We start from the raw sequence: 19669 nt of genomic DNA on the forward strand, positions 1-19669 counted from the left end.
AAATAAAAACCTATAAACAGCTTATAAATAAGTCATAAAAACCATATAAATCGAATTCATATTTATAAATATACCAACAAAAGCAAATTACATAGCATTTACCAATATTGAAAAACATTGGTCAACATTGCTGCGTAATCATGCTCACAGGTTATAAATTCGAATCCATCCGCGTCTTACATAATGAACGTATCGTTGCCTGGGAAGTTCTCTCAACCGCAGCAGATCAGATAAACCTCGAGCATTTTTTCAGCAACCTGGCCCTCGATGCCAGAGTCGAACTTTTCTTCGCCCAGCTTGCGCATGTGATCAACACCGCGGGCTCCGGCAAGTATTACCTGAACGCCAGCGCGGACGTCATGCTGACACCTCACTTTTTGCAACAGCTCGAAGAGCAGGTTGTCGCGCCCGAACGCATTGCCGTTGAGCTGACCGATCTGGATCAACTGATGGCGCTGACCCCTGCGAAGAGTCAGCAGCTACGTGCGTGTATCAACGTCGTAAGAGGAATGGGGATTGCCGTCTGGGCTGACGACGTTCATGACGACATTTTGCCCTGCCTGGTTGAACAGAATTATCACTTTTCCGGGGCCAAAATTGATAAACACGCGTTCTGGACGGCACGCAAATGCAAAGAACCATTTTTTAAGCTGGCCCGTTGTTGCCAAAAGATTGCCGATGAAGTCCTTGTGGAAGGCATCGAAACGCTCGCTGACTATCAATTAGCCTGTGATTCTCACGCTAATTATGGTCAAGGTTTTCTGTGGAATAAGTAATCAATATGTTTGCACCTTATCAGCTGGTAATCCTGAGTAAAAATTATTTCCTGTGGCAGGGAGTGAAACACGCGCTTCCTTATATGGTTAACCCCGCCCCCACACTACAGTGGTTTAATAAAGACAATGACAACTGCGTCTTTGAACTGCGCGAAAAGATCCTCTGTGATAATAGCGAAACAAAATGGCTGATCATTACCGAAGAGAATCGGACGCAGGAAATCCAGCAGTTTCTGCCGCCAGGGCGCGTTTGCGTACTCAGCGACAAACTGTCGATAAAGCAGCTCACCCAGCAGCTTAAGCACCCTGAATTTCGCCGCTGCATGCGTAAAGAATCACCGTTAACACACTCAGAGATCCACATCTGCTTGCTGATAATTATGGGTTTTTCCCCCAATACCATTGCCCGTATGCTGCATAAATCCCCTAAAACGATCTATACACATCGACGAAATGCGATGGCGAAATTCCATTGCAATACGCTAGCGGAATTACACCGAAAAATACGAACGATAGAAAACCATTCGCTTCATCAGTAATAAACCAGGGAAATCATATCTGTTGCGAAGCAAGAATTACGCGGGTGTTTCCGGAAGGAAATACCTCAGAAACTTACACCGAACATTTTTATTACATTATCAGGAATAAGCTTAGATTTAGCAGATAAAGATATCTTTAATCGCATCGTCGAATTTATTCTCTGCGCATTCATCATGCCGAAAAAATAGGCTTATTAAACCACTGAGTGATTTCATTTATCGGAGTTCACCATGAAAAGGATGCCCCTCGTCATTTTCAGCTTATTGTGTGCAATTTATCAAACTGCGCTAGCCAATAGCTCAGCGACAGCAACGATGCATGTCTCGCTTGAGGTGCTGAAATCCTGCACGCTGCAGGCCAACGATCTCAACTTCGCCAGCCATGGCTCCGATGAAGCCAGCGAAATCAACGCGATGACCCAGCTAAGTGTTCTGTGTACCAACGGCACGCCGTTTACCCTGTCAGCGGCCAGCAGTGACGGCGAAAGCGACGGAACCTTCTGGCTTAAGCCCGAGGACAGCAGTATCAATGCGCAGAACATCGCTTATCGGCTCTATGCGGATGAAAGCAAGAAAACGCCGGTGAACGCTAGCGGCGGCATTGAAGGCACCGGAACTGGGCAGCCGCAGTCAGAAACGATTGTTGGCGTTATCGAAGCAGGCGCGCTGACCAACGCCAAAGCGGGCCTGTACAGCGATAACGTCACGCTAAATCTGGTGTACTAAGATGCGCAGAATCACCCTCTTTGCCCTTTGCTGGCTGGCCGTGATCGTGGTTTTCGCTCGCTATGCCATCAGTGCCACGCTCCAGGTTGCACCGGTAATGCTGAACCTTAATGCTACCCAGCGGGCGACGGCGTTGTATTTGACCAACACCGGCAGTGAGCCAATCCATGCGCAGATTCGCGTGTATGACTGGTCGCAGTCAGAGGGCAAAGACGTGCTGACGCTGACCGACGACATCGTCAGCAGTCCGGCAGTGACCGCATTGAAACCGGGGCAGCAGCAGTTGGTGCGCATTGTGGTGCTCAACCCCATGGCCCACCCACAGGAACAGAGCTTCCGACTGCTGGTTGATGAGCTCCCCGGCGGGCATCAGGCTGGCACGGAGCAGAACGGCGTCCATTTTCTGCTGCGCTACTCCATTCCCTTGTTTATCGCCAGCGAGCAAACGGAGAGCAAAGCTGAAGATACTCAGCTCACCTGTACGCGACAGGATGCCAGCATCAGCTGTCAGAACAAGGGTACTGTGCATATACGCCTGAGTCACGTCGAGGCGATCGACGCGCAGGGACAGGTGGCGGAAACGATCTCCGGGCTGGCAGGTTACGTCCTACCCGGTCAACGATTCGTGCTGCCGTTTAAACAGCTTCATCGCCATCCGCCTTCTTCCCTGCGCGCGTATCTGAATGAACATACCCAAGCCAGCCTGCTTAACGTGCATTCTGCTGCTGTGGCTTCTGTCGATGACCCTTCACGCTGAACCTCCCACCGCCAACACACAATACCTTTCCGTCACCGTTAACCACTACGCTTACGATGGACTGTGGGCCGTGCGTGTGGTGGATAATGCGCTGTGGATAGCCACTCACGATGCGGTCAAGTTGGGTATTGCATCTGAGCAGGCGAACGCGGGGTGGCTCAATCTGTCCACTCTGCCTGGCATTCAGGTCAACTTCGACAGTCTGCAACAGCAACTGTCGCTTACCCTTCCTGAGCAGGCGCTAACACACGTCCAGCATCTGGAAAGTCAGCCACATTCCGCTTTCACATACGCCCAACAGGCCCAGCCGCTGGGCAACCTCACGCTCGACTATTCCCTTTATTCCAGCGAGACCGCCAGCCAACAGCAAACCAGCCTGCAAAGCCAGCTACAAACCTCCGGCTGGCTACCGGGGCAGCTCAGCAGCAGTATGAACAGCCGATTTCCACACGGGCAACACGACGAGGGCACCACGCAGACCCGGTTGATGACCACCTGGCAGCACGACTTCCCGCAGTGGCTCACCAGCGTTGCGCTTGGCGACAACGTGACTACCGGTGTTAGCTGGAGCCGTCAGGTACGTTTCGCAGGCCTGCATCTGGCGCGTAATTTCCAGCTCGATCCACAGTTGAACACCGCGCCACGCGCGCAGTTCAGCGATAGCGTGGTGCTGCCGTCTACCGTCGACTTGTACATTGATGGACTGCAGCAAAGCCACCAGCAGGTCACGCCTGGTAGCTACATTCTCGATACCTTGCCCACCTTTTCCGGCAGTGGGCAGGCGCAGGTTGTCATCACCGACATCAACGGCCAGCGCCGCGAAGTCACGCTCGATCTGTACGGTGCGCCGGATATGCTGGCGCAAGGCGTGAGCAGCAGTTCGCTGGACGTCGGCTGGCTACGAAAAAACTATGCCACGCGCTCTAACGATTACGCCGCCTCACCGCTGCTCGACGCGGGCTGGCGCTACGGCGTAAGTAATCGCCTGACGGTCAGCGGCCACACTGAGCAACATCGCGACGCACACAACATCGGCATCGCCAGCGACTGGTTGATCTCACCGCTGGCCGGAATTATCAGCGGTCACACGGCCGTCAGCCAAAGTCCGCAAGGAGAAGGGAACAAATGGGGTATCGGTTACCAGTGGAATGCTCAAGGACTCGGGCTCTCCGCGAATACCAGCCGCAGCAGCAACGCCTGGGCAGATATCGCCCGCGTTAGCGGTAGCCTGCCGGTACAGCACAGCGATAACGTGTGGATGAGTCAAACCGTCCCCGACTGGGGAACGCTGGGCGTTGGCTGGGTACGTCAGGATAGCGCCCGCTACCTCAACGCCAGCTGGTCAAAATCCTTTCATAACCGGGTGTCAGCCACGCTGGGGTTTACCCATGCGCTGAACAGCGGTGATAAAACCTTCCAGCTCATGCTCTCCGTTCCGCTGGGCAACCGCGACTCACTCTCACTCCAGGCGGGAAATCCCTCGTCTCGCTGGGATTATCGCCACCAGCCGGATAGCCAATTGGGCGGCTGGTCGTGGCAGGTAAGCCAGAACATGGGCAGCGCGTCGCGCCAGGCGCATGCAGATATCGGCTACCTTGGCCAATACGGCGAGTGGCATGCGGGACTGGACCGTGACCAGAGCAGCGCCAACTGCTATCTCAGCGGAGAAGGTTCGATGATGCTGCTGGAAAATCACCCCTATGCGCTGCGCTACAACCGGCAGGGAATCGCGTTGATCTCCACGAACGGTATTGGCGATGTGCCCATCGCCGTCGAAAACCGTCAAGCGGGCAAAACCGATAAAAACGGCTATCTGCTGCTGACGGATTTACCGCTCTACCATAACGCCAAAATCTCGCTCGACCCACTCAGTCTGCCGCCGGAGATCGTTACACCGTTAACCGAAATTCATGCCCGACCCGGGATGACCACGGCGGTGAAGGTCGATTTTCAGGTGCATCGCGCACGCCTGGTGTCGGCCCAACTTTTCGACCACCAGCACCAACCGATACCGGTCGGCAGCAGCGTCAGCTATCCCGGCGTGGAGTCTGTTGTCGGGCGTGACGGCTATATCTGGCTGGAAAACCCGCCAATGCCGGGTTCATTACGTATTCATACGCCGATTGGCTACTGCAACGTAACGTTTCCCGCCGCGCCCTCCTCTGCCACGATGCTCAATCTGGGAACCTTGTTGTGTCATTAAAATTGCCCCTCACCTTACTGCTACTGTTGACGCTCGCGCTGCTTTCAAGCCGCGCACAAGCCGCTAACTGCTGGATAACTCAGGGCGCCTCCACCGCCTTCGGCACGCTGGTCGCGGGCAATCCCGGCTCGGCGCAGTCAAGCGTAAAGTTCACCTGCTACGCCGACTACGGCGAAACGCGCTACTTCAACATCTGTCTGAACAGCCTGGAATCGGCACCGTTTAAAATGACCTCCAACGCGGATGAAGAAGGTAAGCAGTACACGATGTTGTTTCGTCTTTACAGCACGCTGGATAACAGCCTGGAACTGACCTCTGGCGGCGCGGGACGCGCGCTGCAAACCACGCTAACGATAGGCGGCAATCAGACCTCCAGCGGCAGCTTTCCGCTGCTCGCCACCATTCCCGCCGGGCAAAGCAACCTGCCGGTGCGTAGCTACTTCAACTATACTTTGGGGCTGAAACTGACGTGGAACAGCGCCACCCGAAAAGAGGCGCTTGCCAGTTGTCAGGATGGTAAGTGGCAGGGGGTAGCGACGGATGCCTCATCCAACGCCAGCGCCACGCTCTCCGATAGCTGCTTTATTCAGAGCGTCACGTCGCTCAGCTTTGGCACCGTGGGCAGCACGGCGCTGACGTCCCGTCTGGCCTCGACGGCCAGCATTCGCGCGCGCTGCCCGGTCGGAACCACTTATTCACTGGGCATCAGCCGTGGTGAGCATGCCTCGGGTACTCAGCGCCAGATGTGTAACGATCGCCAGCAGTGTCTGCAATACGCCCTCTGGCAGGATGCCGCCGCCACCCGCCCATGGGGCGAAACACCGGGAAACAATACGATGGAAATGAGTCATCACGACGGGAGTGTGCAGACGGTCACCGTGTATGGCACGGTGCCAACGCAACCCCTCACCGGCACGGGCTTGTTTAGCGATAATGTCGTGGTGACGCTCACTTATTAATCTAAATAATGCGCGGCCTGGATCAATGTTACCGATAACAATTCACGGTACAGTTTCCTTCCCGCACCGGGTCACTCTTTTTTCTCTAAGACGGATCGCTGACAATTTCATGAAATACCTGCTTGCCGATGCCATCGTGTATGACAACGAGGATGGTTCACTGACCTTACAAAGCGCTGACGCCGAGAGCCAGACGCTGACCTGTACGGCGCAAACCATCCTGAACCTGCTGATTGCCCATCACGGGATGGTGGTCGAACGCGAGGTCTTTCTCCAGCAGGTATGGGACGATCGCGGCCTGCGCGGGTCGAGCAACTCCTTGAATCAGTACATCAGCATCCTGCGCAAAATGCTGGCAGGGATGGTGCCGGACAACCTGTTTATCGTCACCGTTCCCAAAGTCGGGTTTATGCTCAGCGCGGATATCAGCGTCGTGCCGCTCAATGCGCCCGTCTCTGCGCCCGCGCCGGTAAGCAGCAAACGCGCGGTCCCCAAAAGACGAAACTGGCTTTATAGTATCGTGACCGCCACCGTGACGCTCCTGTGCGCCACCGCTCTCATCTGGAATGCCCAGCGCCAGCAAATTGAGCCATATCTGCTGGCTCACATCGACAGTTGTCCGGTCTATACGCTGGCCCCGCTCTCTGACGTATTCCAAAAGCAAGCCCAGACGCTGCTCGGACAGATCAAAAATGAAGGCGCTTTCTCCTGTCTGCCAAGCTCAATTTTTTACATACATATTCAGGATCCCGTTCTCTATGGCGAAGAAGGCCGCCTGGTCCTGTCGCAGTGCTCCCAGTTTCGCAGCAAGGCCAGCACCTGCCAGACGCTGTACTTTTACGAGTGGTAGAGAGTGAAACAGAAGAAAAAACTTTTTTGCATCATCGCACTCAATGCGCTGCTGATCCTCGGTACATTGCTGTGGATACACCAAAGCACGCGCCTTTCCATGACCTGCCAGGGCAGCCTGACCTACAAAGATAGCCGCCTGGATAACCATTTCACCTTTGAAGGGATGGTCGTGATGCACTTTACGCCGAACGGTACGGGCTATTTCAATATCAACGGCGATGTAATGAATAACGGCCAGAACATGAAGGTCTCACGTCAGGAGAGCTTTAACTGGCAATACGTGCATGAATCGTTCTATCAGCTGTACATCACCCAGGTAGAAAAATTTGGCCACGACAACGTGCCTGCAGGGGTGTTTGAACAGTACGCACTGGGCATTACCGCAGGTCAGAAAAGGTTGCTGAGCATCCGCACAACACCGGATAAAGCCGTGGTTATCAGCAATTTTTACTCGCCGATTCTGCTCTGCGCCGGATAACGGTCACACGGGTATCAGGCATCAGGTTATACTCAGCGCATGATCTACACCTTTCGTCCGACATCCCCGGCGGATATTTCCGCCCTACCGGCGATTGAACGCGCCGCCGCGCAGCGCTTCGCGCTATTGCCTGAATTCAGCTGGCTCGCCGCCGGCCCGGTGATCTGCGCCGAACGTCATCAGCACTTCGTCAGCCAGGCCATGAGTTGGTTAGCGCTGGCAGACGATCGTCCCGTGGGTTTTCTGCTGGCGGAAGCGCACGACGCTTCGCTCTTTATCGTCGAGTTTTCGCTCCACCTTGACTGGCAGGGGCGCGGTCTTGGCCGTCGCCTGATGGCTTATGCGATCGAACAGGCGCGAGAAAAAGGCTTCAGTGCTCTCACGCTCACAACGTTTCGCGACGTGCCGTGGAATGCACCGTGGTATGCGCGGATGGGGTTTGAAATCGTGCCTGAGGCATTACTTAGCGACGCGCTGCGGCAAAAACTGCGTGAAGAAGCGGCGCACGGCCTGGCAGCGGAGTCTCGCTGCGCCATGCGCCTGGCACTACGTTAACGCGCCCGTTAAAGGGCGCATCCGGGTCAGAAGGTTTCCCAGTTTTCCCCACCGTCGGTTGCTGCCGCTTTACGCAGCAGGGTCGGCGCAGGCATCGGCGCAGCGCTCACCGCTTCGCGCCCACTGTTGCTCTGATTTTGCTGGATGCGGAATACCGCAACGGCCTGCGTCAAGCGGCTGGCCTGCTCTTCCAGCGCAGCGGCGGCGGCGGCGGACTCTTCCACCAGCGAGGCGTTCTGCTGGGTCACGCGATCCATCTCGGCCACCGCCAGACCCACCTGATCGATACCACGGCTCTGCTCATCCGATGCAGAGGCGATTTCCCCCATGATGTCGGTCACACGGGTCACCGCATTCACGATCTCATCCATGGTTTCCCCGGCGCTTTCCACCAGCGTGGAGCCGAGATCGACACGATTAACCGAATCTTCAATCAGACTCTTAATCTCACGCGCCGCCTGGGCGCTGCGCTGCGCCAGATTACGCACTTCTCCGGCCACCACCGCAAAACCTCGGCCCTGCTCGCCTGCGCGGGCGGCTTCGACCGCAGCGTTCAACGCCAGGATGTTGGTCTGGAAGGCAATTCCGTCAATGACGCTAATAATATCGGCAATTTTCTGCGAACTGGCGGTAATATCGCGCATCGTCTGCACAACATTATCGACCACTTTACCGCCCTTCTGCGCGGTTTCCGACGCACTCAGCGCCAGATGGCTGGCCTGGCGCGCGTTTTCGGCGTTTTGCTTCACGGTTGCGGTCAGCTCTTCCATGCTGGCGGCGGTCTCTTCCAGCGAAGCCGCCTGCTGCTCGGTACGCGAGGAAAGATCGTTATTGCCCATCGCGATTTCACTCGCGCCGCTGTAAATGGCATCGGCGCCCTGACGCACTTCCCCGACGGTGCGCGCCAGCTCACCCTGCATATGACGCAGCGAATGCGCCAGCTGACCCATTTCGTTATCGCTTTCCACATCAATGCGTTTCACCAGATCGCCACCGGCAATATGACGAATGCTGTCAATGAGACGATTGAGCGGTGCAATCAGCGTCTTACGTACGCCCAGCCAGACGGTGATAATCACAGCCAGCACGGCAATCATCACGCCGAACAGGATCCACATCGCCTGGGTATAAGAGGCATTGCTGTCCTTTACCGCCAGCTCGTAGAGGCTGTCGTTCTGTTGCAAATAGTTGACGTACGCTTTCTCAAAACCATCCTGATAACCCTGGGTCGGCTGGTCGAAGAAGTCGTTAATCTTGCCGGCCCCCAGCAGCTGAATCAGCTCCGCCAGCGCGCCGTGATAGATATCGTAGTTACGCTTAATTTCCAGCGCCGCGGCTTCACTTTGCCGCGGGTCGCGAGGCATCGCTTCATACTCGGCCCAGCGTTTTTCCGCTTCAGCCAGCGATTTCGTGGCAATCTGCATCAGCTCGGCAACGGTGGCGCCGCTACCGATGTTGTTCTGATCCATCATGTAGCGGATCCCGGCGCGGTTAAGCGTGTTGCGGGTTTGCAGCAGGGCAACCCAGCTGCCGTTCAGCCCGGACTGCTGCTGACGCACGGTTTGTAAGATAGTGAAGTTCTCTTTGTCATGCTTCAGTGAGTTAAAGAACAGGCCCCCTGAGACCATTTGCAACAAGCCAAACAACACCAAAACCAGCACAAGGCTGGTGACGATTTTAATACGCTTTAACATGTTTCTCTTTCCTCCAGACGAATAACGAATTTTCGGCGGCGAAAGGAAAAACTTTATAGAAAATGTGACTATTAATACGCGGGGAAGGTGGAATATTCGGACGTTATGGATTGACGCGAGACCATGGCGTTGTCGTCGCGTCCAGAGTGGATGTAGGCCTGATAAGCGTAGCGCCACCAGGCAGAGCTGCACAAATTGCCGGATGGCGGCTCCGCCTTATCCGGCCTACTCAAAGATGCTATTTACGCAGCGCGCAGATTTCCTCATACAGGCTACGCGAAAGATTCAACCCCTGCTGTTCACTCTGCTGGCGCGCCTGGTAGCGACGCTCACCCGGCAGTCGCGCCCCCTGCGCCTGCATGCCGCTAAACAGCGTCTCGGCGCGCGCCAGATGGGATGTGGCGTCATCGCCGAGGAACCGTGCTGGGTCAAGCGCCAGAATCAGCTCACCGCCGTAAGGCAGGCCACCCGCGCCGTTATCCCACGCCAGCGATTCGGCGCTGGTCATATCGCCAATCAGCGGCCCGGCGAACAGCTCCACCATGGCGGCCAATGCCGATCCTTTATGTCCGCCGAATGTCAGCATCGCGCCGTCGAGTACCGCCTGCGGATCGGTGGTCGGCTGACCGTCGCTATCGATACCCCAGCCCTCCGGAATCGCTTTACCGGCCCGCTGATGGAGCTGAATTTCACCCCGCGCCGCCGCGCTGGTCGCCATATCGAAGATAAACGGCGGCTTGTCGCCACGCGGCCAACCAAACGCAATCGGGTTGGTGCCAAACAGCGGCTGGGTTCCGCCGGCTGGCGCCACCCATGCGTGGCTCGGTGTGCAGGCGTAGCCCACCAACCCAACCTCGGTCAACGGCTCAACATCGGCAAACAGCGCGGAGAAATGCACGCAACGGTTGATCGCCAACGCCGCAATGCCGCAGTGGCGCGCCTTTTCAATCAGCAGCGGCAGCGCCTGTTCATACGCGCACAGCGAGTACGCGCCATGCGCATCAGCTTTGACGATCGCCGGAGCCTGATCGACGATCGTCGGTTCGGCGTCCGGCGAAACTTTGCCTTTGCGCAGGGTTTCCACAATGCCGAGCAGACGCCACAGGCCGTGCGATGCGCAGCCGTCGCGTTCACCCGCCGTTACGTTACGCGCGATGGCGTCGGCATGAGGTTGTGAAAAACCGTTGGCACGCAGGACCTCGAAGGCCAGCGTGTAAGCGTCGTTGAGTGCGATGTTGACCGTTGTCATGTAGTTCTCCGTATTATTGTTGTACTGGCATAAAGCGTAGACGGAGGCGCAGGTTTTACTTGGTTAACGCAGTGATTTAAATCACATTAATTCCCGGAGGCGCCGTCGATGTTCTCTGCAAACTCTATCACGCCTTTAATCAACCGTGGATTATTGATGACGTCGCGCTCAAAGGTGCTACCCAGTTCACTAAAGCGCAACCGGTGGGTCAGTAGCATTCCGGCACTCAGCTCGCCGCTGCGCATCAGTTCGCCAACGCGGGCAAAATCCTCGGCGGTGGCGTTGCGGCTGCCCATCAGGGTGGTCTCTTTTTTATGAAACTCCGGATCGGAAAACTGCAGATCGCCCTTAAACAAACCAACAAACACGATGCTGCCAGCGTGACGGATCAGATCCACCGCACGGTTCATTGACTGCGGATTGCCGGTCGCATCCACGATCTTTTGCGCCAGATTGCCGCCAAACAGGCTGCGCAGCCGGGCGTCGAAATCCGCCGCCAGCGGATCCAGCGCTGGAAGATCCAGCTGATCCGTCACATGCGCACGTCGTTCATCGCTGACATCCGCCACCACGACCCGCGCGCCTTCCGCTTTGGCAATGGCCGCCGCGCCCAGACCGATTGGCCCCGCGCCAACTACCAGCACCTCATCCCCCGCCCGTACCGCCGCGCGCCGCACCGCATGGGCGCTGATGGCGAACGGTTCAATGAGCGCAACGGCTTCCGGCGCAATCCCTTCCGCCAGCAGTACGTTCTGCTGCGGTACGCAAAGATATTCGCTAAAGCCGCCGTCGCGATGCACGCCGATCACCGCGATATTCTCGCAGCAGTTGCCGCGCCCCTCGCGACAGGCGCTACAGGTATTGCAACCCACATAGGGGATCACCGCCACCTGCTGCCCAATCTGCCATTGTTGCGCCTCGCTGCCGACCTCAACAATATCGCCGCAAATTTCATGCCCTAATACCCGTGGGTAGCTGAAAAAAGGCTGTTTACCGCCCCATGCATGGATATCAGTGCCACATATCCCTACCGTTTTTATTTTTATTAACACCTCATCTTTTTGTGGCTTTGGAATATTTCTTGATTGCCATGCCCATTCACCCGGTTGCTGACAAACTAACGCTTTCATAATATTCATTTGAACTTCTCCTTTTTTGTTCTCCTTGTTATTGTGGATTTCGTAATAATTCAGCAGTCACGCCACAAATTCTTGTGAATGCCAACGCAGAAATAGGTTTTAAATTCGTTTTTAATGATTATCAGGAGGATGTCAGCATGAGCCGTTCGCAGAATTTACGCCGTAGCGTGGTGAACCAGATTATTGAAGGTATCGCCCGCGGCCATATCCCCTCTCCGCTGCCGGTGCAATCGGCGCTGGCCGAGATGTACAACATTAGCCGCACCACCGTCAGGCACATTCTCACCCATCTGCAACAGCGCGGCGTGCTGGAAAAAATTGGCAATGATTACATCGTGCTACGTAAACCCGATGCGCTGGACGGCTTCGAATGCACCCAGGCGCCGCTCGAAGAGCAGACGCAGATTTTTGAACAGGCGTTCTTTTCGATGATTAACCAGCGGCAGCTGAAGGCCGGAGAAGTGATGAGCGAAATAGCGCTGGCAAAAATGGCCGGGGTCAGCCCGGTAGCCGCCAGGGAATATTTGCTCAAATTTGGTCGCTATAATCTGATTGTCAGCGAAAAACGCGGCTTCTGGCGCATGAAAGAATTTGACCGAGCCTACGCCGAACAGCTTTTTGAATTACGCGAAATGCTGGAATTACACGCCCTTCAGCGCTTCCTTAATTTGCCCGATGGCGATCCTCACTGGCTGCAGGCGAAAACATTACTGGAACATCATCGCCAATTAAGAGATCGCATTGGCGATAACGTAAAAACATTCTCCCAGCTCGATCGGGATTTTCATGCATTATTACTTTCGGCTGCTGATAATATATTTTTCAATCAATCACTGGAGATTATCTCGGTTATTTTCCACTTCCACTATCAGTGGGATGAAAGCGATCTTAAACAACGCAATATTATCGCCATTGACGAACATATGATGATCCTGATCGCGCTGATCTGCCGTAACGAGATCGACGCCACCCTGGCGCTGCGCAACCATTTAATGACGGCGAAACAGTCGATGATCCGTTCGATCGATCAAACCGCTCGCCGTTAATTTCGCTAGCGCAGCGGCTTCACCTGCCGCTGCGGCGCATCCTGATCGCCCATGAAGTGACCAATCGCCAACAGCATCTCCAGCGCCTCATGGCGGCGCAGATAGCGGCGCGGACGGAAGCGCCCTTCTTCATCGCAGCGCATAAAGCCAAAAGCCACCGCCCGCTGGGCGTTAGTCAGGTAGATATCGCGCAGGATACGTCCGTCTGTGAAGGTCGATTGCAGCATCGTTGATGCGTTACGGTACGATACGCCGCAGCTCATCATCGCCACCGTGGCCGCTTCTTCACGGCGGATCGGCCTGTCGGGCAGGAATTTCCCCTGCACCAGCGCCATCATGCCGCGCTGAATCAGCGCGGCAATGCCCGGATACCAGACGGAGTCCGGCGCAATATCCTGGATGACGACGCCATTCGACGGCTGATACTGCAATCCCCACAGACGAATGATCATCTGCGCCAGTTCAAAGCGGGTAATACACTCCGCGCCGCTTTCCTCTTCGATCACCCCGCGTGCGCGCAAAATACCGGCATTAACCGAATTACCGTTCGCCAGATCGATGCTGCCTTCCGGCTGAATCAACCACGGCTTACTCAGCAAGCTCATCTCACCGTGGTTGACCCGGCAGCGCACGAAGCGCCCGGCCATGGTCGGCGTCAGCGCCAGAATATCGCCCTCGCCCAGCGGCGTCATTGGCCCTTCCGCCGTTTTTCCCAGCCACCACGAATAATGCAGGACCGCTTCATCATCACCCGGCAACTGCGCAATCGCCCGCAGATAATCGCCCACCTGCGGCAGTCCGCGAATGAAAAGCTGCACCGGTCGAGGGTACGCCAGACCGTTAATGGTGACGTTTTCCATCTTCACGCCGCTGCCCCAGTGGGCGGCATGCAGCGGATGGTCGACGTCGGTGATGCGAATATCCTTCAGCACCAGACCTTCAATCGGCGACTGCGCCAGACCTTCAATAAACAGACCGTATTCACCGCCGCTCGCTTCCAGGTCTTCAATCACGATATTGCGAAAACGCGGTAGATGGCTACCGTAGACGCCCTCGGCATAGTTCATGGTGGCGTGAACCACCGCGTCACGCACCCGCTTGACCCGTGAGTGGCGTAGCCAGATGTTTTCGATTACGCCGCCGCGCAAGGCGTTAGCTTTGAGACGTAGCGGGTAGGTTAGCGCCGGACTGTCAAATTCATTCCCCACGGCGAAGACGTTGCGAATGCCGCCGCTCATCTCGCTGCCCAGCGCAATACCGCCGTGACCGTCGGCAAAACGGTTATTGCGGATGATGATGTTTTCACAGGGAATGTTGGCTTCACGCCCGTCGCGATCGCGCCCGGATTTAATGGCGATGCAGTCATCGCCGGAGTCGAACAGGTTGTCTTCAATCAGCACATCACAGCAGCTTTCGGGATCGACGCCGTCGTTATTGTGGCCATGGGAGCGTAGCGTCATGCGTCGGATGGTGACGTTGCGACACATGACCGGATTCACCTGCCACATCGGCGAATTGCGTAGCGTGACGCCTTCCAGCAGCACGTTCTGACAGCGCAGCGTCTGGATAAACATGGGCCGCAGGTAGTGCCCGTCGCCAAAGCGCCGCTCCGCCACCGGCACACCGTTGAGGTTCATTTCACGCAGCCGCAGGCTGGCGGGGCGCTGCAGGTTGCGGGCGGAGGTCGACCAGGCGTGCTCAATCTGATGCGTCCAGTGCCACCAGACGCCGTCGCTGGCCTGACCGTCCAGCACGCCTCGCCCGGTGAGCGCAATATTTTGCGCATCACAGGCGTAAATCAGCGCCCGGTAGTTCCACAGCGGCGAGCACTCCCAGTGGCCGAAGGCCAGCGGGTAGTGCGCTTCGGTGGTCTCGGTCGTGAACAACAGCACGCTCTGCGGGCTGTCCAGATGCAGATTTATATGACTGAGCAGCGCCAGAGAGCCGGTAAGATAGCGCCCGGCGGGCACAATCACCCTGCCGCCGCCCTGGCGGTGGAGATAAGCGATAGCCCGCTGAATCGCCTGCGTGTCCAGCGTGACGCCGTCGCCGACGGCGCCAAAATCGCGCACGTTCACCTCGGCTGAAGGAATGCGCGGATCATGGATCCGCGCCAGAATGTTTTGCTCTTCCTCGACGCTCAGCACCGCGCAAGGGTTTGTCGTCATGACCTTGTCCTTAAGTTATCCGTTTAAATGGGCAAGCGCTTCCCCTAGCGCCAGCATGGCCAGCGACTGCCCGTAGGCGCGCTGACGAACGCGAATATCCAGATAGTGCTGGAGGTCGCGCCCCACCGATGTGCCCGCCGACACGTCAGCCACTTCCCCTTGATCGTTAATCCGTGCAATCAGCGCCTGGATGCCCGCCCAACCCGCGTCGCGGCAGCGGTTATCCAAAAGACCCAGCCGCGCGCCTTTCAGCAACGCATAGGTCAGCCCCGCGGTCCCCGACGCCTCCTGATAGCTCTCAGGGTGATCGATTAACGTCGACCACATCCCGTTGTTATGCTGGTAGTGCACCGCCGCCTGCATCTGGCGGAGAAACGCCTCGCGGATAAACCGCGTGTTGGCGGTATCCGCGTTCGCCATCTCCAGAAAATCGACGCTGCCGACCGCCGCCCAGCCGTTACCGCGCCCCCACAGCGCCGCGCCGTAGTTATTGTGCTCGATAAAGCTCCAGCCGTGCATCCACAGCCCGCTGCGACGGTCGACGAGGTATTTGATGTGCAGTAAGAACTGATACGCCACATCGTCCATGTAGTGCGGTTTATTGAGCAGCTGCGACGCTCTGGCGTGGAACAGGCCGCTCATAAACAGCGTGTCGACCCACAGCTGCTCTTCGTTGAGATGGTCGCTGGTACAGTGGGTATAGCCGTTTTCCTGCGTGCGCAGCAGGCGCGTGTCGATCCAGTCGGCGTACTCGGCGATATCCGCCAGCCAGCCCGTTTCGCCGAGTTCCGCCGCCATACAGGTGGCGGTCAGCATCGGCGCCATCCGGTTGATATTTTTCTCCGGCAGCCCTTCGGCCATGCGCCGTGAGAACCAGCCCTTCAGATAGTCAAGGTAGCGCGGCTCACGGGTAATCTGATAGAGACGCCAGATACCGTAAATCCCCACGCCCTGCGACCAGTCCCAGTTTTCAATCGACAGGTCAGAAGCGATAACTTTCTGTTTTTTCAGCTCGGCGTCATCGGTGCGTACCACAATCACTTCATTAAACAGGGTATCCAGCTTGCTTAAAATGGACTCTTTTAATAATTGCGACATAACCACCTCAATTACATGATCTTTTTCAGCACACGCTGCGCGCGCTGAGGGAATTCATCGGCCAGTTGTTCGAGGGTGAGCTGCCCATAGTCATAGCGTTGAACGGCATCAAGGAAGTAGGACAGCAGCTGCGGGTTTTCAAACCACGGTGACGGTTCGATTTTGCCCATCAGTTGATCCACCTGTGCCAGCCCCTGCACCTGAATCTGGCTGTTATCCAACACGCCTTCCTGCTGCAAGACCTTGACCGCCTCGGCGCTCAGCGGTACGCCGCGCTGGAGGCCCATCGCTTTAATGCCCTGTGGGTCATTAAGCAGGAAGTTAATCAGCTTCGCCGCCAGCTCCGGGTGTTTGCTGTTTTTACCGATGGAGAACATCATCGCCGGTTTAAAGAAGATGCCGGCATCGGTCGCGCCGGGCAGCATTGGATAAGGCCCCACTTCCAGATGCGCAGGCGCGCGCAGGCTACCGGCAAAGGTGCCGTCGGTGCTCCAGGTGTGCACGCCGCCAATTTTGCCGTCCAGCCACGGTTTAATTTCCCAGGCGTTGGCTTTACCAAAGGACGAAAGGTACTTCATCGACGGAATAACATGATTGTCCACCAGCTTCTTATACATGCCGAAATAGTCCAGCCACTGCTCACGGGTGTAGGTGAAGTCTTTCTTCTGCGGGTCAATCATCGGGATATTGTATTTCTGCACCATATAGGAGTTCAGAAACGTCATGATGGTGGTGTCGTGATTGGCGAGGATAAACGGGTAGTAGTCGTCTCCCAGCTTGGTTTTAAACACCGGCCCCGCGGCAATCATCTGCTCCCAGGTTTGCGGATAGGCAACGCCCGCTTTTTTCCACAGTTCGGGGTTGTAGTACATCGAGCGACCGGTCATGGCCACCGGCACGCCGTTCAGCTTGCCGTTCATCGTCACCAGCTGTTTGCCCTGACTGGAGAACTGGCTAAGGTCGATAATCGACGACTGGCGGTTAATATCGTAAAACCCGTCGCCGTTTTTTGAGAACATCACCAGCCAGTTCCAGTTAATCTGCATCACGTCCGGTTCGGTGTTCCCTGCCAGTTGGGTACTCAAACGCGATAAGTAACCATCCCAGCCGCTCGGTTCGGTATTGATTTTGACGTCAGGGTTCTGTGCTTCGAAGGCTTTAATCGCCTCGGTGGTCGCCTGATGGCGCTGGTTGCCGCCCCACCACGACATGCGTAATTCCGTGGCGGAGTGCCCTACCGCTGGCCACAAGATTCCTGCGCCCAGAACCCAACAAAGTGCTTTTAGCCGCTTATTATTCATTGTGTTAATCCTTTTTAGGGGTACAGGCCAGCGGGCTGAATGGCTCACCGGCCGGGTTGAGCCAATAGTCGGGAAAAAGCGGCGGTGTGGAGACGGTCATCCCCCTGAGTTGTGATCAATTAGTGACAATAGTGTTTTTTATTGGTTTTTAATCATACGTAGTTGCGCGTAGGGAAACGGCGACGGGAAAAAAACTTGCGATCTCAATCACATATTTCCGCGTAGGACAAAGGTTGCCCAACCGCTTACCGCGAAAAGTGACCGCTTAGCCTCCGCTTTTAACCGCTCACCCATTTACCCAACTTTACGCGCGCGTAGGTCTGGCAAACTCATCAGCAGAATCAAGACCTCCTCAACCCCCAAACCCAAAAAACAACGGCAGCTTCGGCTGATTATTAATCTTAAAAACCAGGTTTTACTATGGATACGAAAAAGCTATTCAAGCACATACCCTGGGTGATTCTCGGAATCATCGGTGCGTTTTGCCTCTCGGTCGTCGCTCTGCGCCGCGGTGAGCACGTCAGTGCCCTGTGGATCGTCGTGGCGTCGGTTTCCGTTTATCTGGTGGCCTATCGCTACTACAGCCTGTACATCGCCCAGAAGGTGATGAAGCTCGACCCGACGCGCGCGACGCCGGCGGTCATTAACAACGATGGCCTGAACTACGTGCCGACCAACCGCTACGTGCTGTTCGGCCACCACTTCGCCGCGATTGCCGGCGCAGGTCCGCTGGTGGGGCCGGTACTGGCCGCGCAGATGGGCTACCTACCGGGTACGCTGTGGCTGCTGGCGGGCGTGGTGCTCGCGGGCGCGGTGCAGGACTTTATGGTGCTGTTTATCTCCACGCGCCGTAACGGTTCCTCGCTGGGCGAGATGGTTAAAGAAGAGATGGGCCGCGTGCCGGGTTCGATTGCCCTGTTCGGCTGCTTCCTGATTATGATCATCATCCTCGCCGTGCTGGCGCTGATCGTGGTGAAAGCGCTGGCGGAAAGCCCGTGGGGCGTGTTCACCGTCTGCTCGACCGTGCCGATTGCGCTGTTTATGGGTATCTACATGCGCTTTATCCGCCCGGGCCGCGTCGGTGAAGTGTCGGTAATTGGTATCGTGCTGCTGGTGGCTTCCATCTACTTCGGCGGCGTGATTGCCCACGACCCGTACTGGGGCCCGGCGCTGACCTTTAAAGACACCACCATCACCTTCGCGCTGATTGGCTACGCCTTTATCTCCGCTCTGCTGCCGGTATGGCTGATTCTGGCACCGCGCGACTACCTCGCCACCTTCCTGAAAATCGGCGTTATCGTCGGCCTGGCGCTGGGCATCGTGATCCTCAACCCGGATCTGAAAATGCCGGCGGTAACCCAGTACATCGACGGTACCGGCCCGCTGTGGAAAGGCGCGCTGTTCCCGTTCCTGTTTATCACCATCGCCTGTGGCGCCGTTTCAGGCTTCCACGCGCTGATCTCCTCCGGCACCACGCCGAAGCTGCTGGCGAATGAAACCGACGCGCGTTTTATCGGTTACGGCGCGATGCTGATGGAGTCCTTCGTGGCGATTATGGCGCTGGTTGCGGCCTCCATTATCGAGCCTGGCCTGTACTTTGCGATGAACACCCCGCCAGCGGGCCTTGGCATCACAATGCCGAACCTGCACGAAATGGGCGGTGAGAACGCGGCGCTGATTGCTGCGCAGTTGAAAGATGTGACCGCGCATGCGGCGGCGACCGTCAGTTCCTGGGGCTTCGTGATTTCGCCAGAGCAGATCCTGCAAACCGCGAAAGACATCGGCGAACCGTCGGTCCTGAACCGCGCGGGCGGCGCGCCTACGCTGGCTGTCGGTATTGCTCACGTGTTCCACAAAGTCCTGCCGATGGCTGACATGGGCTTCTGGTACCACTTCGGTATTCTGTTCGAAGCGCTGTTTATCCTCACCGCGCTGGACGCCGGTACCCGTGCGGGCCGCTTTATGCTGCAGGATTTGCTCGGTAACTTCGTGCCGTTCCTGAAGAAAACCGACTCTCTGGTGGCTGGCGTGGTCGCTACCGCGGGCTGCGTCGGTCTGTGGGGCTACCTGCTGTATCAAGGCGTGGTTGACCCGCTGGGCGGCGTGAAGAGCCTGTGGCCGCTGTTCGG

At 56.6% G+C, this 19669-nt stretch carries 17 protein-coding genes; 11 read left to right on the plus strand and 6 right to left on the minus strand.

Annotated features, from left to right (window positions below):
- Positions 1-140 precede the first annotated feature (140 nt).
- The 9 genes from ACW14G_RS10065 to ACW14G_RS10105 all read left to right on the plus strand — a co-directional run bounded on the left by ACW14G_RS10065 (position 141) and on the right by ACW14G_RS10105 (position 7845).
- Positions 141-776, plus strand: a complete 636-nt coding sequence (locus ACW14G_RS10065) for an EAL domain-containing protein (protein ID WP_223803381.1) — start codon at positions 141-143, stop codon at positions 774-776.
- A 5-nt stretch (positions 777-781) separates the two neighbouring features.
- Positions 782-1315: a helix-turn-helix transcriptional regulator gene (locus ACW14G_RS10070; RefSeq protein WP_163448831.1), complete on the plus strand. Its 534-nt coding sequence runs from the start codon at positions 782-784 to the stop codon at positions 1313-1315.
- A 231-nt stretch (positions 1316-1546) separates the two neighbouring features.
- Positions 1547-2041, plus strand: coding sequence for a Csu type fimbrial protein (locus ACW14G_RS10075; protein ID WP_167576952.1), 495 nt, complete (start codon positions 1547-1549; stop codon positions 2039-2041).
- A 1-nt stretch (position 2042) separates the two neighbouring features.
- Positions 2043-2798 (plus strand): fimbrial biogenesis chaperone, encoded by a 756-nt coding sequence (locus ACW14G_RS10080; RefSeq protein ID WP_249022372.1) that lies wholly within the window; start codon positions 2043-2045, stop codon positions 2796-2798.
- Entirely contained in the window at positions 2782-5001 is a 2220-nt protein-coding gene (locus tag ACW14G_RS10085) for a fimbria/pilus outer membrane usher protein (RefSeq protein WP_419057306.1), read from the plus strand. The genes ACW14G_RS10080 and ACW14G_RS10085 overlap by 17 nt, the downstream gene beginning before the upstream one ends.
- Positions 4992-5960 carry a Csu type fimbrial protein gene (locus ACW14G_RS10090; RefSeq protein WP_249022374.1) on the plus strand — a complete coding sequence of 323 codons (969 nt, stop codon included), beginning with the start codon at positions 4992-4994 and terminating at the stop codon, positions 5958-5960. Before ACW14G_RS10085 ends, ACW14G_RS10090 begins: the two co-directional genes overlap by 10 nt.
- A gap of 109 nt (positions 5961-6069) precedes the next feature.
- Positions 6070-6810, plus strand: coding sequence for a winged helix-turn-helix domain-containing protein (locus ACW14G_RS10095; RefSeq protein WP_249022375.1), 741 nt, complete (start codon positions 6070-6072; stop codon positions 6808-6810).
- A gap of 3 nt (positions 6811-6813) precedes the next feature.
- A complete protein-coding gene (locus ACW14G_RS10100; protein ID WP_223803387.1) occupies positions 6814-7290 on the plus strand; it encodes a hypothetical protein in 477 nt (158 codons plus the stop codon).
- A 39-nt stretch (positions 7291-7329) separates the two neighbouring features.
- Entirely contained in the window at positions 7330-7845 is a 516-nt protein-coding gene (locus ACW14G_RS10105) for a GNAT family N-acetyltransferase (RefSeq protein WP_249022376.1), read from the plus strand.
- 26 nt (positions 7846-7871) lie between these two features.
- Here ACW14G_RS10105 and tsr read toward each other — a convergent pair whose 3' ends face one another.
- The 3 genes from tsr to ACW14G_RS10120 all read right to left on the minus strand — a co-directional run bounded on the left by tsr (position 7872) and on the right by ACW14G_RS10120 (position 11918).
- Entirely contained in the window at positions 7872-9539 is a 1668-nt protein-coding gene (tsr, locus tag ACW14G_RS10110) for a methyl-accepting chemotaxis protein (RefSeq protein WP_249022377.1), read from the minus strand.
- Positions 9540-9777: 238 nt separating this feature from the next.
- Positions 9778-10788 (minus strand): Ldh family oxidoreductase, encoded by a 1011-nt coding sequence (locus ACW14G_RS10115; protein WP_249022378.1) that lies wholly within the window; start codon positions 10786-10788, stop codon positions 9778-9780.
- An 86-nt stretch (positions 10789-10874) separates the two neighbouring features.
- On the minus strand, positions 10875-11918 hold the full coding sequence (locus ACW14G_RS10120) for a zinc-binding alcohol dehydrogenase family protein (RefSeq protein WP_271458133.1): 1044 nt from the start codon (positions 11916-11918) through the stop codon (positions 10875-10877).
- 146 nt (positions 11919-12064) lie between these two features.
- On the opposite strand from ACW14G_RS10120, the gene ACW14G_RS10125 reads away from it, so the two are divergent.
- Positions 12065-12973 carry a GntR family transcriptional regulator gene (locus ACW14G_RS10125; RefSeq protein ID WP_163448841.1) on the plus strand — a complete coding sequence of 303 codons (909 nt, stop codon included), beginning with the start codon at positions 12065-12067 and terminating at the stop codon, positions 12971-12973.
- A 5-nt stretch (positions 12974-12978) separates the two neighbouring features.
- Here ACW14G_RS10125 and ACW14G_RS10130 read toward each other — a convergent pair whose 3' ends face one another.
- The 3 genes from ACW14G_RS10130 to ACW14G_RS10140 are packed head-to-tail and all read right to left on the minus strand — an operon-like array spanning position 12979 to position 17450.
- Positions 12979-15141 (minus strand): glycosyl hydrolase family 28 protein, encoded by a 2163-nt coding sequence (locus ACW14G_RS10130; RefSeq protein WP_223803390.1) that lies wholly within the window; start codon positions 15139-15141, stop codon positions 12979-12981.
- 15 nt (positions 15142-15156) lie between these two features.
- Entirely contained in the window at positions 15157-16239 is a 1083-nt protein-coding gene (locus tag ACW14G_RS10135) for a glycoside hydrolase family 88/105 protein (protein WP_249022379.1), read from the minus strand.
- Between the two features lie 11 nt (positions 16240-16250).
- Entirely contained in the window at positions 16251-17450 is a 1200-nt protein-coding gene (locus ACW14G_RS10140) for an ABC transporter substrate-binding protein (protein ID WP_163448844.1), read from the minus strand.
- Between the two features lie 510 nt (positions 17451-17960).
- Between ACW14G_RS10140 and btsT the strand changes: the two genes are divergently transcribed.
- Positions 17961-19669 (plus strand): pyruvate/proton symporter BtsT (gene btsT, locus ACW14G_RS10145; RefSeq protein WP_455648575.1); only part of this gene is annotated, 1709 nt, incomplete at its 3' end.

This window comes from Kluyvera sp., from assembly GCF_965301105.1.